We start from the raw sequence: 14,423 nt of genomic DNA, 5'->3' as shown, positions 1-14,423 counted from the left end.
AATGGGGACGGAGGGAATTAATCAGAATTAATTCCCTCCGTCCCCATTTTCGCATTTTCAGGCGGCTTCGGCCTCTTCGCGGCGCGGGCCTTCGCGCAGGGCGCGGCCGATCATGCCGACCAGCAGCTGCAACTCGCTGCTGTCCATGCCGAAGTGCGGGGTGAAGCGGAGCGAGCGCTCGCCGCCGTGGATGACGTTGACGCCGCGACGGCGCAGCCACTCTTCGGTGGAGCCGGCGCCATAGCACTTGAACTGTGGGGCCAGCTCGCAGGAAAACAGCAGGCCGGTGCCCTGGACCTTGGTGATCAGGCCGCCCAGTTCGTCCTTCAGCTGTTCCAGCCGCTGCACTGCTTCCGCCCCGCGCTCGGCGATGTTGCGGCGGACCTCCGGCGTCAGCTGGGCCAGCGTGGCGCAGGCCACGTCCAGTGCCCGCGGGTTGCTGGTCATCGTGTTGCCATAGATGCCCTTGCGGTACAGCTGCGCAGCGCGTTCATTCACTGCCAGCACCGACAACGGGTACTGTGCGGCGTTCAGCGCCTTGGAGTAGGTTTCCATGTCCGGCGGGTCCAGGCCCTCGAAGCCCGGGTAATCCACCACCGACAGGACGCCGTGCGCGCGCAGGCCGGCCTGGATCGAGTCCAGCAGCAGCAGGCTGCCGTGCGCGCGGGTCAGTTCGCGGGCGAGGGCATAGAACGCCGGTGGCACCGAACGGCCCGGATCGCCTTCGCCCATCACCGGTTCCAGGAAGACCGCTTCGATGAACCAGTTGTTGCGGCCCGCGTCGTCGAACACGGCGCGCAGGGCGGCCTCGTCATACGGTGCGATCGCGATGACCGAGTCTTCGCTGCGGTAGCTCGCCAGGTACTGCTGGTACGTACGGCGGCTGGAATCGGAGTACAGGGCAGGGCGGTCGGTACGGCCGTGGAAGCTGCCCTTGATCACCACGCGCTTCACCGTCGCGCCCGCATGCGGGGCACCCGGGTCGGTCTGCAGCTTGCTGTTCACATCGGCGATGCGCGCGGCAAGGCCGACCGCTTCCGAGCCGGAATTGAGGCACATGAAGCGGGTGAACGGGCAGCCGCCGCGACGGTGGCCGATCTCTGCACGCAACGCGCGGACAAAGCGCTGTTGCGACAGGCTGGGGGTCATGATGTTGGCCATCACCTGGGGCTGGGCCATGGCGTCGATCACGGCGTCCGGGGTGTGGCCGAAACCGAGCATGCCGTAGCCGCCCGCGTCGTACAGCACTGCGCCCTTCAAGGTGACCACCCACGGTCCGCGCGCGGTCAGCGCCACGTACGGGGTGACTGCGTCATCGGCATAGAAGTTGATGAAGCCGTCCTGCATGGCGTCGATCTGCGCTTGTTCGTCCAGCGCCAGCAGCTCGCCCAGCTCCGCCTGTACCCGGGAAAATTCCGCAGCAGCGGCGTCCATTGCAGCCACCAGCGACGGGTGGCTCGCGGCCAGCTGCTCCAGCGTGGCGTCATCCAGGCCGGTGGTCAGGCGGGTGCCGGGCTGGGCGCGAAGGGGGGCGAGGCGTTCGATGAAGCTCATTGCAGGTCTCCTGAAACGATAGGTCGCACGGCCCCGGAAAAGCACAACGCGCGGCAAGCGCGCGCGTTGGATGATGGCTCGTGCATTCGGACTTCTGATTCGATGCTAGCACGCGCCTTTTTGCGCGATAACCCCGTGCGTTCGCTGCTGCATGGCAGCATTTTCGCGGCCGTTGGGCTCCTGCATCGCGGTCTGGCGGCGGCCGGTCGTACAATGCGCGCCATTGCCGACCTGTTGCCGCGTGTTCCCTTGAAGAAGTCTGACTTCCACTACGAACTTCCTGCTGAACTGATTGCCCAGGCGCCGCTGGCCGAGCGCTCCGCCAGTCGTCTGTTGCTGGTGCCGCCCGTGCCGGGCGCGCTGGCCGATGCACATGTGCATGACCTGCCGGAGCTGCTGCGCGCGGGCGACCTGTTGGTGTTCAACGATACGCGGGTGATCCCGGCGCGGCTGTTCGGCCAGAAGGCCACCGGTGGGCGGGTGGAGATCCTCATCGAACGGCTGTTGGGCGCACAGCAGGCCCGGGCGCAGGTCGGGGCCAGCAAGACGCCGAAGCCGGGCAGCCGGATTGCCCTGGATGCCGGCGGCGAGGCGGAAGTGCTGGGGCGCGACGGCGAGTTCTACGTGCTGCAGTTCCATGTGCCCGAGGCGCTGGAGCAATGGCTGCTGCATGCCGGTCGCCTGCCGCTTCCGCCGTATATCCAGCGCGAGCCGGGGCTGGACGATCGCGAGCGCTACCAGACGGTGTTCGCCCGTGAAGTAGGGGCGGTGGCGGCGCCGACGGCGGGGCTGCATTTCGATGATGCGCTGCTGGATGCCCTGCGGGCCAAGGGCGTGGAATTCGGCCATGTGACGCTGCACGTCGGCGCAGGCACCTTCCAGCCGGTACGGGTGGATGACCTGAAGGATCATGTGATGCACCGCGAGTGGCTGAACGTGGGCGCGGAGCTGGTACAGCAGGTGCGGCGCACGCGCGAGGCCGGTGGACGGGTGATCGGCGTCGGCACGACGGTGGTGCGTGCACTGGAAAGCGCGATGCGCGACGGCGAACTGCTGCCGTTTGCGGGGGAGACGCAGATCTTCATCACCCCCGGTTACCGGATCCGCAGCGTGGATGCGATGGTGACCAACTTCCATCTGCCGGAAAGCACGCTGTTGATGATGATTTCCGCGTTCGCCGGCAAAGAGCGGGTGTTCGAAGCCTACCGGCATGCGATCGCGCAGCGCTACCGGTTCTTCAGCTACGGCGATGCGATGTTGTTGTTCCCGCAGGGCTGATCGGTTTTCCGTTGGTCTGCGCGTTTCTGTGTCGCCGCGCTGCGAGCCGGGAACAGGCCCCACGGGACACGCCGTGAATCCATCCATGGAGGCTCGTTTCCGCCCGTCCGGGGCTCCAACGGTCCCGTGGGGCCTGTCCCCGGCTCGCCGGACAGAGGGCTGGATGCGGCAGGCGAAGAGCACCCGTGCGGTGGGTGGGGGATGAAAGGCAGCCGGCCTGCTGCCGGCCGTAGCCGCGCCCCTCCCAGACATCCGAGGCGCCATGCTTTTCGCGGTCAACCGGAAAGTGCGGGATAATGGACAGCTATCTGTCCAAGCACCCGCATCATGTCCCGACTGCAGTTCCAGCTCCAGACCACGGATGGCCGTGCCCGCCGCGGCCGCCTCACGTTCCCGCGCGGTACGGTGGAAACGCCCGCCTTCATGCCGGTCGGCACCTATGGCTCGGTGAAGGGGATCTTTCCTGACCAGGTGCGTGCGCTGGGCGCGGAAATCATCCTCGGCAACACCTTCCACCTGTATCTGCGCCCGGGCCTGGACGTCATCGCCGACCACGGCGGCCTGCACGGCTTCGCGCGCTGGGATGGACCGATCCTCACGGATTCCGGTGGTTTCCAGGTGTTTTCGCTGGCCCACCGCCGCAAGATCACCGAGCAGGGCGTGACCTTCTCTTCGCCGACCGACGGCGCGCGGGTGTTCCTGGGCCCCGAAGAGAGCATGAAGATCCAGAAGGTGCTCGATTCGGACATCGTGATGATCTTCGACGAGTGCACCCCGTACCCCGCGACCGAGGATGTCGCCCGGCGTTCGATGGAGCTGAGCCTGCGCTGGGCACAGCGCAGCCGTGACGCACACGACGCGCTGGAAAACGACGCGGCGCTGTTCGGCATCGTCCAGGGCGGGGTGCATACCGGCCTGCGCAGCCGTTCGGCCGAGGCCCTGCAGCAGATCGGTTTCGACGGTTACGCCATTGGCGGACTCGCCGTGGGTGAGCCGGAACATGAACGCAATGCCATGCTGGACCACCTGCACCCGGAGCTGCCGGCGGACCGCCCGCGCTACCTGATGGGCGTGGGTCGACCGGAGGATCTGGTGGAAGGCGTGGCCCGTGGCGTGGACATGTTCGATTGCGTGATGCCCACCCGCAACGCCCGCAACGGCCACTATTTCACCTCCACCGGCACGGTCCGCATCCGCAATGCACGATATGAGCGCGACATGGACCCGATCGAGCCGGGCTGCGGCTGTTTTGCCTGCAGCGGGGGCTACACGCGTTCGTACCTGCGCCACCTGGACCGCTGCAACGAGATGCTGGCGCCGATGCTGGGGACCATCCACAACCTCTTCTATTACGAAAAGCTGATGGCGGACATGCGCGCGGCCATCGCGTCGGGAACCTTCGACGCATTCCGCGGGTCTTTCTACGCGGCCCGGGGCGCCGCCGCACCACCGCTGTAAGCGGCGACACCCCTGCCGAAGGGCCCAAGGACGAATCCCTGGGCCCGTGGCATACTTCACGGCTGACACCGATCTGCGGTCGCGCCCGGTTCCCTGAGGGAGCGGAGTGCCGCCCAACCAAAGGACTTCTTGATGAACCTGCTTGCTTTCCTGATTCCCGCCGCCCACGCACAGGCCGCCGGCGGCCAACCGCAGGGTTTCACCATGACCACCCTGCTGTTCCCGGTCATCCTGATCGCCATCATGTACTTCCTGATGATCCGCCCGCAGATGAAGCGGCAGAAGGAGCACAAGGCCATGCTGGAGAAGATCAAGCGCGGCGACGAAGTGCTGACCAATGGCGGCATTGCCGGTGTGGTCACCGACATCGGTGACAACTTCGTCACCCTGGAAGTGGCCGACAACGTGCGCATCCGCGTGCAGAAGGGCGCTGTCGGCAACGTGCTGCCGGCCGGCACCCTGAAGTCGGCCGTCTGAGCCACTCCCTTTTCGAAGTACAACCGCGGCGCCGGGGATGGCGCCGCGCGGGACCCTAGCAATGCTCGAATTTCCACGCTGGAAGTACGTCGTCATCCTGATCGTCCTGGCGATCAGTGCGCTGTACGCGATGCCCAACATCTACCAGAAAGACCCGGCCGTCCAGATCACGGCCAACCGTGGCGGACTGGTCGACAGCGCGTTGCGCGATCGCGTGCTGGCTGACCTGAAGGCAGCCGGTGTCACGCCGATGGCGGCGGAAGTGGAAGGTGAAAACCTGATCGTCCGCCTGCCGGACATCCAGGCCCAGACCGCCGCCAACGACGTGCTCAAGCAGAGCGTCGGCGAGGACTACGTGGTCGCGCTGAACCTGGCGTCCACCGTGCCGGACTGGTTGTCCAACCTGGGCGCACGCCCGATGACGCTGGGCCTGGATCTGCAGGGCGGCGTGCACTTCGTGCTGCAGGTCGATCAGAAGGCCGCGCTGGACAAGCGCCTGGATTCCTACACTGAAGACGTGCGCACCAGCCTGCGGGATGCGCGTATCCCGTACCAGTCCGTCGAGCGCCGTGGTGACAACACCATCGTGGCCAACCTCAGCCCGTCAGCGGGCGAGGGCGCCGGCCTGCGTGCGCGTGATGCGCTGTTCAAGTCGCAGCCGACGCTGGGCTATGAAGTCACCGGCAACCGCGTCACGGTGAGCATGCCCGACGCCGAGTTGACCGCGATCGCCAACGGCGCCATCGAGCAGAACGTCAACACCCTGCGCAACCGCGTCAACCAGCTGGGCGTGGCCGAGCCGATCATCCAGCGCCAGGGTGCCGACCGCGTGGTCGTGCAGCTGCCGGGTGTGCAGGATACGGCCGAAGCCAAGCGCATGATCGGTGCCACCGCGACGCTGGAATACCGCGCCGTGGTGGAAGGCAATGCACAGGACGCCATCGATACCGGCCGCATTCCGCCGGAAGCGAAGGTGTACCACCGCCGCGATGGCCGCCCGGAGCTGCTGTCCAAGCGCGTGATCGTCACCGGTGACCAGATGGTCGCCGCGCAGGCCACCACCGACCAGAACGGTGCGGCGGCGGTCAGCGTGACGCTGAACAATGTCGGCGGGCAGCGCATGTTCGACTTCACCAGCGCCAACGTGAACAAGCCGATGGCCGTGGTCTACACCGAGCGCATCCCCAGCGTCGAGACCGTGGACGGCAAGGAAGTGCGCAGCTTCCGGGTCAAGGAAGAGGTCATCTCGGTGGCCAACATCAACGGTGTGTTCGGCAAGAACTTCCAGACCACCGGCCTGGAGAAGCGTGAGTCCGAAGACCTGGCGAAGATGCTGAAATCCGGCTCGCTGGCCGCGCCGATGGACTTCGTCGAAGAAAAGATCGTCGGCCCGAGCCTGGGTGCCGAGAACGTGCAGCGCGGTGTGACCGCAGTGGGCTTCGCCTTCCTGTTCACGCTGGTGTTCTTCACCGTGTATTACCGCATGTTCGGCGTCATCACCTCGGTGGCGATGCTGTTCAACCTGCTGATCGTGGTTGCGGTGATGTCGCTGTTCGGCGCCACCATGACCCTGCCCGGCTTTGCCGGTCTGGCCCTGTCGATCGGCCTGTCGGTGGACGCCAACGTGCTGATCAACGAGCGCATACGTGAAGAGCTGCGCGCCGGGATGCCGGCCAAGGCCGCCATCGTGGCCGGTTACGAAAAGGCATCGGGCACCATTCTCGACGCCAACCTGACCGGCATGCTGGCCGGCGTGGCGCTGTATGCGTTCGGTACCGGCCCGTTGAAGGGCTTCGCGGTGACGATGGTCGTGGGCATCATCGCCTCGATGTTCACCGCGATCACCGTTTCCCGTGCCCTTGCCGTGCTGCTGTATGGCCGTCGCAAGAAGCTCAAGTCCCTGGCCATCTGACGGGAAAAGGATCGATACCATGAAATTGTTTCCGCTCCACCTGATCCCGAACGATACAAAGTTCGATTTCATGCGCACCCGCTGGATCGCCATCGGCGTTGCCGTCCTGGTGTTCATCGTGGCCTTGGGCAGCATCATCGGAAAAGGCTTCAACTACGCACTGGATTTCACCGGTGGCACCGTGGTGGAAGTGCGTTTTGACCGCCCGGCCGACGTCGATGCCGTTCGCGAACACCTGGAGACCGCCGGGTACGGCGGTGCCCAGGTGCAGAGCTTCGGCAGCGGCAGCAACCTGCTGATCCGCCTGCAGCCGCAGGCACAGGCAGAAGGCGAAAGCGCCGGCGATGCCAACAACCGCACCGCGGAAGCTGTACGTACCGCCGTGTCGCTGGAAGGCAACGCGGCGACCGTGCTGTCCTCGGAGTTCGTCGGCCCGCAGGTCGGCAAGGAGCTGGCCCTGAACGGCCTGTACGCGGCCTTGTTTGTGCTGGTCGGCTTCCTGATCTACATCGGTTTCCGCTTCGAGTGGAAGTTCGCCGTGGTCGCCATCATCACGACGCTGTTCGACGTGCTGGTGGTGGCGGGGTACTTCTCCCTGAGCGGCCGCGAGTTCGACCTGACCGTACTGGCCGGCCTGTTGTCGGTGATGGGCTTCTCGATCAACGACACCATCGTGGTCTTCGACCGCGTACGTGAAAACTTCCGCAGCCTGCGCGTCGAGCCGCTGGAAGTGATGAACCGTTCGATCAACCAGACCCTGTCGCGCACCATCATCACCTCGCTGGTGTTCTTCCTGTCCGTGCTGGCGCTGTACATCTACGGCGGCGGTTCGCTGGAAGGACTGGCCCTGAGCCAGATGATCGGCGCGGTGATCGGCACGCTGTCCTCGATCTTCATCGCCTGCCCGCTGCTGACCATGGGCGTCCTCGCGGTGACCAAGCAGGACCTGCTGCCCAAGACCAAGGACGTGGAAGCGCTCGCCCGCCGCCCGTAACCGTCCCCGCAGCAGTTGAACAAGAGAGCCGCACGAAAGTGCGGCTCTTTTTTTTTGCTTTGCGCCTCCCCACCCGCACACACCGCGGCGAGCAGGAAACCATCCGGAGGAGGTCGGAGGGTCCGTGCGGGACACTGTGAGGCAGGAGCCGAACGGTAGCCTACATGGACGTACTTGCGGCGTGTCCCGCGCGGGCCCTCCGACCTCATCAGCGCAGGCGCCTGCATACGCCGCCGTCGGTTGTGCATAATCCCCCCGCACACTACGATTCCAGCGTTAAGCGTATGCGCGCCTCCGCGTTGCGCCTGTCCCACACCGAGGTATCCATGGTCATCAAACCGCGCATCCGCGGCTTCATCTGCGTCACCACCCATCCCACCGGCTGCGATGCGGCGGTCAAGCAGCAGATCGACTACATCAGCAGCAAGCCCAGGATCGTCAACGGTCCCAAGCGCGTGCTGGTGATCGGCGCCTCCACCGGCTATGGCCTGGCTGCGCGCATCACCGCCGCCTTCGGCAGCGACGCCGCCACCCTGGGCGTCTTCTTTGAAAAGCCCGGCAGCGAAACCAAGCCGGGCAGTGCCGGCTGGTACAACTCGGCCGCGTTCCACAAATACGCAGACCAGGCCGGGCTGTATGCCAAGAGCATCAACGGCGATGCGTTTTCCGATGAGGTCAAGGCGCAAGTCATCGCGACGATCAAGGCCGACCTGGGTGAAGTCGACCAGGTGGTCTACAGCCTGGCCTCGCCGCGCCGCCGACACCCCAAGACCGGCGAAGTGATCAATTCCACGCTGAAGCCGATCGGCGCGCCGATCACCCTGCGTGGGCTGGATACCGACAAGGAAAAGCTGACCGAGACGCACCTCGAACCGGCTACCGACGAAGAGATCGCCGGCACCGTGGCCGTGATGGGCGGCGAAGACTGGCAGATGTGGATCGATGCGCTGGCCGATGCGGGCGTGCTCGCCAACGGCTGCACCACCACCGCGTTCACCTACGTCGGCGAAGAGATCACCCAGGCCATTTACTGGAACGGCAGTATCGGCGCGGCCAAGAAAGACCTGGACCTGAAGGTGCTGGGCCTGCGCGAGAAGCTGGCGAAGATCGGCGGCGACGCGCGCGTATCGGTACTGAAGGCAGTGGTCACCCAAGCCAGCTCGGCCATCCCGACCATGCCGCTGTACCTCTCGCTGCTGTTCAAGGTGATGAAGGAAAAAGGCACGCACGAAGGCTGCATCGAGCAGCTGGATGTGCTGTACGACATCCTTTACGGCGGCAAGGACGAGGGCACGGCAGTGGATCGTCTGCGCCGCGAACTGATCGACGGCGATGGCCGCACGGTACCCCTGATCGATGCAGAAGGCCGCCTGCGTGCGGACTACAAGGAAATGGTCCCGGAGGTCCAGGCCGACGTGCTGGCGCTGTGGCCGCAGGTGACCAACGAGAACCTGTACCAGATCAGCGATCTGGCCGGCTACAAGGCGGATTTCCTGCGTCTGTTCGGCTTCGGCGTGGAAGGCGTGGACTACGACGCCGACGTCGATCCGGACGTCAAGATCGACAACCTGGTCGACATGACCTGATGCCGCCCGCCGCGCATGGCGCGGCGGTTTTTGTCTACGGGCGCCGATGCGCCCCGCCGAGCATGGCTCGGCGCTACCGGTACTCCGGAGCGCCGGGCCTCAGCCGAACTCAAACTCCATTCGCGGCGTCGCTACGCCGACGAACTCGCCCTGCACGTAATCCACGCCGGCGCTGAACAACAAGGTCATCGAGTTGGCGTCGGTCACGAACTCGGCGATGGTGGCGATGTCCGCCGCCTGCGCGCGCGCCGTGATTTCCTTGATCTTCTCGAAGTTCTCGCGGGTGCTGGCCACGTCGCGGGTGAATCCACGATCGAGTTTCAGGAACTGTGGCTGGAAGTGCGCCAGCAGCTGGAACGAATCCAGGCCGGAACCGAACTGCTCCAGGCCGATGCGGCAGCCTAACGGTGCCACGTCCTGCAGGAACTGCTGGGCGTTGCGCAGGTGGGTGAACACCTTCGATTCCGGCGTGTGCAACCACAGCCGCTCACCGGGCACACCATGGGCGCGTAGTTCGTCGTGAAGCACTGCGATCAGCTGCGGATCAGCGAAGGATTCCGGGGTGATCTTGACCAGCATGCTGGTCGTTCGGCCGGCACGCTGATGCTCGCCGAGAACGGCGATCGCGCGACGCACGACCCAGCGGTTGATGTCCGCCAGCAGGCCATGCTCTTCAGCGATGCCCAGGAAGGCCACCGGGCTCTGCAGTTCACCGTTGTTGTCCAGCCGCAGGTAGGCTTCGTACAGCTCGCGCGGCTCGCCCTGCAGGTTCAACACGGGTTGGTAGTGCAGCTGGAAGCCATCGCCATCCAGTGCCTCGCGGATGCGCGATACCCAGCGCGCAATGCGCTCTTCCTCGACGCGGTCCGTCGCGCCGGGATCGAAGATGCGCACCGTGTTGCCCAGCTCGGAGGCATCCCGCACGCAGGTTGTGGCGCGGGCCAACACCTGGCCGATGCTGGCGATCTTCTCACCCACCTGCACGCCACCAATGCTGACGGTGACGGTCGCGGAGCGGTTGCCGATGCTGAAGACATGGGCGGCGTAGGCAGCGCGGATGCGCTCGGCAAGTGCAGACGTATCGGCGAAGGCGCCCTCGAGCAGCACGCCGAAGCTGTGTTCACCGAAGCGCGCCAGCTCGGCCTGTTCGCCCACCGTGTCCTGCAGCAGGGCGGCCATGGCGGCGATCAAGGCATCGGCCGAATCCAGGCCGAAGTCCGGCAGCAGCCGGGCGTAGTGGTCCGGCTCGACCAGCAGCAGTCCGGCGCGGCCTTCGCTGCGGCCGGCCTGGGCGACGGCGTTCTCCACGCGCACCATGAACGTCGGCCGGTTCAACAGACCGGTCACCTGGTCGCGCTGGCGCAGCTCTTCCACCTCGCGGGCCAGTTCGGGGTCCAGTTCAAGGCGGCGGCGGAACACCACCTGCAGGCAGGTCTCACCCTCGTAAGTGGCCGCGGTGAACTCCATCGTGGCGGCAAACGCGGAGCCATCCTGGTGGCGCGCATCCACTTGGTACTGCGGCGGTGGCGCCTCGCCCTTGCTCAGGCCCTTCAACAGCTGTTTGAAGCCTTCAACGTGCTGCGCTGACACCATGTCCAGCAACGAGATGCCTTCCACATCGTCGAAATGCTCGAAGCCGAACATCTCCAGGTAGGCCTCGTTGGCACGGATGTGCATGCCTTCGTGGATGTACGCGATAGGGTCGCGCGACGAGGCGATCAGTGCATCGCAGCGGCGCTCGGTCTCGCGCATCTGCGCCTCGATGCGGCGCAGGCTGCGACGCGCCTGCAGATCCACCCACTGGTCGCGCACGACGGCCAGCAGGTGCTCCGGACGCGGTCGCAGGGCGAGGGCGCGGAAGCCGTGCGCACTGGCTTCCACCAGCGCGTCTTCCTCGATGTGGTCCACCAGCAGGATGAGCGGCACATCCTTGCCGCTGGCGGCAATCTGCTGGGATACCTGCGGCAGGCTGATCGACTGCGACGGCGTGGCCAGCACCAGGTCGATGGCCTGTGCGGTCAGCACCTGGCCCAGCTCCGCGGCGTCCTGCGGGCGCGACGGGCGGACGGCGATGCCACTGTTGCGCAGCGCGCTCACGATGGCTTCGGCGTTCTCGCCACTGTCATCCACGATCACCAGGCGCAGGGTGATGTCATTCGAGTTCTGCATTCATTGCTCCCCAAGCTGCGCATTAGATACACGATGCACGTCCGCAGGTCCATGCGCCAGCCCCTGGGGCGGACGGGAACTGCGCCATGCCTACACCACGCTGCCGGCGGCATGTCCGCTGGCCCACGCCCACTGGAAGTTGTAGCCGCCCAGCCAGCCGCTGACATCGAGCACTTCGCCGATGAAATACAGCCCGTCCACCTGCCGCGATTCGAAGGTCGACGAAGACACCTGTGCGGTATCCACCCCGCCCAAGGTGACCTCGGCGGTGCGGTAGCCTTCGGTGCCGCTGGCTACCAGCGGGAAGGCGCCCAGCAGGGCCGCCGCCTGCCGCAGTTGCGGTTCATCCAGCTGCTTGACCGGGCGATCCGGCAACCAGTGCTCGCACAGACGCTGTGCCAGCCGCTTGGGCAGCACATCGCCCAGTACCGTGCGCAGCGCCGCGTCCGGGCGGTCGCGCTTCATCTGGCGCAGCCAGTCCGCTGCATCCTGGCCAGGCAGCAGGTCTAGCTCCAGCGCGTCGCCCGGTTGCCAGAACGAGGAGATCTGCAGGATCGCCGGGCCGCTGATGCCGCGGTGGGTGACCAGCATCGCATTGCGGAACGACACCCCGTTGCTGCGTGCTTCCACCGGCAGCGCCACGCCGGCCAGGTCGGCCAGGCGTTGCTGGTGGGTACCACTGAGGGTCAGCGGCACCAGGCCGGCGCGGGTGGGCAGGACATCGTGGCCGAACTGGCGTGCGATCTCGTAGCCGAAGCCGCTGGCGCCCAGGCTGGGGATGGACAGCCCGCCGGTCGCCACCACCAGCGAAGCAGCGAAGATCACGCCATCGGCGGTGTGCACATGAAACCCATCACTGCCACGCTCGATGCGCTGCACCGCGCAGTCCGTGCGGATCTGCACACCGGCCTGCTGGCATTCGTCGACAAGCATCTTCACGATCTGCTTGGACGACACATCGCAGAACAGCTGGCCCAGTTCTTTTTCGTGATACGCGATGGCATGGCGCTCGACCATGTCGATGAAATGCCAGGGCGTGTAGCGGGCCAGCGCGGACTTGCAGAAGTGCGGGTTGGCTGACACGAAGTTGGCCGGCGTGGTGCCGGTGTTGGTGAAGTTGCAGCGGCCACCGCCGGACATCAGGATCTTCTTGCCGACCTTGTTGGCATGGTCGATGACCTGCACCACGCGGCCGCGCTTGCCGGCGGTCAGCGCGCACATCAGCCCGGCTGCGCCGGCACCGATCACCAGGACATCGCAACGGGGGGGCGCCACGCCGCTCACGCCTTGGCGGTTTTGCGCCAGACCGGAATGACGTCCAGCTGCATGTGGTCGGCGATCAGCTGTACTTCGGTGTCCTGGATCAGCACGCTCCAGCGCATCGCGCGCTGGATCTGCGTGGTCCACTGTTCTACGAACGGGGCGGGCAGGTCCAGTACCGACAGGTTGCCGAAGCGCTCCAGCGCCTTGCCCTGCTTCTGCCACCACACATCCGACGCGTGGCCGGCATAGTTGACGATCTGCACCTGCCGGCTGCGGTTGCAGGCCTTGCGGATGCGCGACTCGTCCGGGTGCCCCAGGTCGATCCAGCGCAGGATCTCGCCGGTGTAGTCGTGCTCCCACAGGTCCGGCTCGTCGTCGGTGCTCAGGCCGCGGCCGAACTCCAGGCGATCCGCTTCGTTCAACGCGAAGGCCAGCAAGCGCACCATCAGGCGCTCGTCGGTCTCCGACGGGTGCTGGGCGAGGGTGAGGTTGTGGGTCGCGTAGTAGCCGCGATCCATGTCGCTGATCTGCAGCTCGGCCTTGCGGATGGTGGCGGTGAGGGCCATGGGGCTTCCGTGTACAAAGAGCACCATGATAATGGGTGGGCCATGATGCCGTCCGATCCGATGTGCCCGCACGTTGCCGCCAGTCGCCTGCAGTTGCCGCCGGGGGCATGGGGCTGCCTGCTGGATGGGCTGTGCGCGCGCTTCCCGCGGATCAGTCGCGCGCAGTGGCTGGACCGGTTCGGCCGTGGGCGGGTGCAGGATGCGCAGGGCAGGGCGCTCGACCCTGCACAGCCGTGGCAGGTCGGTCTGGAGATCCGCTATTTCCGCGAGGTGGCGCACGAGCCGATCGTGCCGTTCGCCGAGCGCATCGTGCATCACGATGCGCACCTGCTGGTCGCCGACAAGCCCCACTTCCTGCCGGTGGTGCCGGCGGGCGGGCACGTCCAGCAGACGCTGTTGGCGCGCCTGATCGCCGCGACTGGCAATCCAGACCTGGTGCCCCTGCACCGGTTGGACCGGCTGACTGCGGGCCTGGTGCTGTTCTCGACGCGGCCCGGCAGCCGGGATGCCTACCAGCGCCTGTTCCGCGAGCGCCGTATCGAAAAGACCTATGAGGCGTTGGCGCCTGCGCTGCCTGCGACGGCGTTTCCGCTGCGCTACTGCAGTCGTTTGGAGCGCGGGACGCCCTTCCACCGCATGGCCGAAGTGGAGGGCGCGCCCAACAGCGAGACCGATGTGGAGGTAATCGAGGGAACCGGTCCGGTCTGGCGTTACCGGCTGCGCCCGGTCACGGGCCGCAAGCACCAGCTGCGGGTGCACATGGCCGCCCTGGGGGCACCCCTGCAGGGAGATGATCTGTACCCGACCCTGGCTCCGCGGGACGCGGGGGACTACTCCCAGCCCTTGCAACTGTTGGCCCGGACGCTTTCATTCAGCGATCCGCTCAGCGGGGAGGTGCGCCATTTCTGCAGCGGATTGACCTTGGAGGAGCCGTGGCGAGGATCCCCCGGCAAGGCCACGGGGGCTGACACCAACGCGCCGGAAGCCTGAATTGGGCTTGATGAACGTCTCCGCTATCGCTTTTTAGTCCAAACACGCGTATTGTCCGTCCCACTGTGTTTGCTAGGGTCACCGTAAATCGTGGCCTGGTGCAGTTGATCTCACGATCTGCTCCATCGATCCGCTTTGCCAACGCCTGCAACTCAGTCTCGGCCCCGATATCCGGT

At 65.9% G+C, this 14,423-nt stretch carries 11 protein-coding genes; 7 read left to right on the top strand and 4 right to left on the bottom strand.

The window, feature by feature from the left end; all coding sequences use genetic code 11:
- Positions 1–57 precede the first annotated feature (57 nt).
- Positions 58–1,554 carry an aminotransferase class III-fold pyridoxal phosphate-dependent enzyme gene (locus ABRP17_RS01700; protein ID WP_349985285.1) on the bottom strand — a complete coding sequence of 499 codons (1,497 nt, stop codon included), beginning with the start codon at positions 1,552–1,554 and terminating at the stop codon, positions 58–60.
- Positions 1,555–1,767: 213 nt separating this feature from the next.
- On the opposite strand from ABRP17_RS01700, the gene queA reads away from it, so the two are divergent.
- From queA to fabV, 6 genes are all read left to right on the top strand, one after another.
- Positions 1,768–2,832 carry a tRNA preQ1(34) S-adenosylmethionine ribosyltransferase-isomerase QueA gene (queA, locus tag ABRP17_RS01695; RefSeq protein WP_349985284.1) on the top strand — a complete coding sequence of 355 codons (1,065 nt, stop codon included), beginning with the start codon at positions 1,768–1,770 and terminating at the stop codon, positions 2,830–2,832.
- A gap of 327 nt (positions 2,833–3,159) precedes the next feature.
- Positions 3,160–4,290: a tRNA guanosine(34) transglycosylase Tgt gene (gene tgt / locus ABRP17_RS01690; protein ID WP_349985283.1), complete on the top strand. Its 1,131-nt coding sequence runs from the start codon at positions 3,160–3,162 to the stop codon at positions 4,288–4,290.
- A 132-nt stretch (positions 4,291–4,422) separates the two neighbouring features.
- Positions 4,423–4,767: a preprotein translocase subunit YajC gene (gene yajC / locus ABRP17_RS01685; RefSeq protein ID WP_042615071.1), complete on the top strand. Its 345-nt coding sequence runs from the start codon at positions 4,423–4,425 to the stop codon at positions 4,765–4,767.
- 61 nt (positions 4,768–4,828) lie between these two features.
- Entirely contained in the window at positions 4,829–6,679 is a 1,851-nt protein-coding gene (gene secD, locus ABRP17_RS01680; protein ID WP_349985282.1) for a protein translocase subunit SecD, read from the top strand.
- A 19-nt stretch (positions 6,680–6,698) separates the two neighbouring features.
- Complete coding sequence (secF, locus tag ABRP17_RS01675) at positions 6,699–7,673, top strand: protein translocase subunit SecF (RefSeq protein ID WP_188324305.1); 975 nt, start codon at positions 6,699–6,701, stop codon at positions 7,671–7,673.
- A 326-nt stretch (positions 7,674–7,999) separates the two neighbouring features.
- Positions 8,000–9,259: an enoyl-ACP reductase FabV gene (gene fabV, locus ABRP17_RS01670; protein ID WP_349985281.1), complete on the top strand. Its 1,260-nt coding sequence runs from the start codon at positions 8,000–8,002 to the stop codon at positions 9,257–9,259.
- A 99-nt stretch (positions 9,260–9,358) separates the two neighbouring features.
- On the opposite strand, the gene ABRP17_RS01665 is transcribed toward fabV, so the two are convergent.
- The 3 genes from ABRP17_RS01665 to ABRP17_RS01655 all read right to left on the bottom strand — a co-directional run bounded on the left by ABRP17_RS01665 (position 9,359) and on the right by ABRP17_RS01655 (position 13,257).
- Entirely contained in the window at positions 9,359–11,428 is a 2,070-nt protein-coding gene (locus tag ABRP17_RS01665) for an EAL domain-containing protein (RefSeq protein WP_188324303.1), read from the bottom strand.
- Between the two features lie 90 nt (positions 11,429–11,518).
- Complete coding sequence (locus ABRP17_RS01660; protein ID WP_188324302.1) at positions 11,519–12,703, bottom strand: NAD(P)/FAD-dependent oxidoreductase; 1,185 nt, start codon at positions 12,701–12,703, stop codon at positions 11,519–11,521.
- Between the two features lie 5 nt (positions 12,704–12,708).
- A complete protein-coding gene (locus ABRP17_RS01655) occupies positions 12,709–13,257 on the bottom strand; it encodes a YaeQ family protein (RefSeq protein WP_349985278.1) in 549 nt (182 codons plus the stop codon).
- A 42-nt stretch (positions 13,258–13,299) separates the two neighbouring features.
- Between ABRP17_RS01655 and ABRP17_RS01650 the strand changes: the two genes are divergently transcribed.
- Positions 13,300–14,247: a pseudouridine synthase gene (locus ABRP17_RS01650; RefSeq protein WP_349985276.1), complete on the top strand. Its 948-nt coding sequence runs from the start codon at positions 13,300–13,302 to the stop codon at positions 14,245–14,247.
- The last annotated feature ends 176 nt before the right edge of the window (positions 14,248–14,423 follow it).

Origin of the sequence: Stenotrophomonas sp. WHRI 8082 (assembly GCF_040223995.2) — a bacterium.
GTDB lineage: Bacteria > Pseudomonadota > Gammaproteobacteria > Xanthomonadales > Xanthomonadaceae > Stenotrophomonas.
The sequence above is the reverse complement of the archived record's forward strand: the minus strand, read 5'-3'. Positions and strand labels throughout refer to the sequence as shown.

What these genes read in the sequence shown, in the direction of transcription:
- ABRP17_RS01700 (WP_349985285.1), bottom strand. Translation starts at nt 1,554, where the DNA reads ATGAGCTTCATCGAACGCCTCGCCCCCCTTCGCGCCCAGCCCGGCACC.
- queA (WP_349985284.1), top strand. Translation starts at nt 1,768, where the DNA reads ATGCGCGCCATTGCCGACCTGTTGCCGCGTGTTCCCTTGAAGAAGTCT.
- tgt (WP_349985283.1), top strand. Translation starts at nt 3,160, where the DNA reads ATGTCCCGACTGCAGTTCCAGCTCCAGACCACGGATGGCCGTGCCCGC.
- yajC (WP_042615071.1), top strand. Translation starts at nt 4,423, where the DNA reads ATGAACCTGCTTGCTTTCCTGATTCCCGCCGCCCACGCACAGGCCGCC.
- secD (WP_349985282.1), top strand. Translation starts at nt 4,829, where the DNA reads ATGCTCGAATTTCCACGCTGGAAGTACGTCGTCATCCTGATCGTCCTG.
- secF (WP_188324305.1), top strand. Translation starts at nt 6,699, where the DNA reads ATGAAATTGTTTCCGCTCCACCTGATCCCGAACGATACAAAGTTCGAT.
- fabV (WP_349985281.1), top strand. Translation starts at nt 8,000, where the DNA reads ATGGTCATCAAACCGCGCATCCGCGGCTTCATCTGCGTCACCACCCAT.
- ABRP17_RS01665 (WP_188324303.1), bottom strand. Translation starts at nt 11,428, where the DNA reads ATGCAGAACTCGAATGACATCACCCTGCGCCTGGTGATCGTGGATGAC.
- ABRP17_RS01655 (WP_349985278.1), bottom strand. Translation starts at nt 13,257, where the DNA reads ATGGCCCTCACCGCCACCATCCGCAAGGCCGAGCTGCAGATCAGCGAC.
- ABRP17_RS01650 (WP_349985276.1), top strand. Translation starts at nt 13,300, where the DNA reads ATGATGCCGTCCGATCCGATGTGCCCGCACGTTGCCGCCAGTCGCCTG.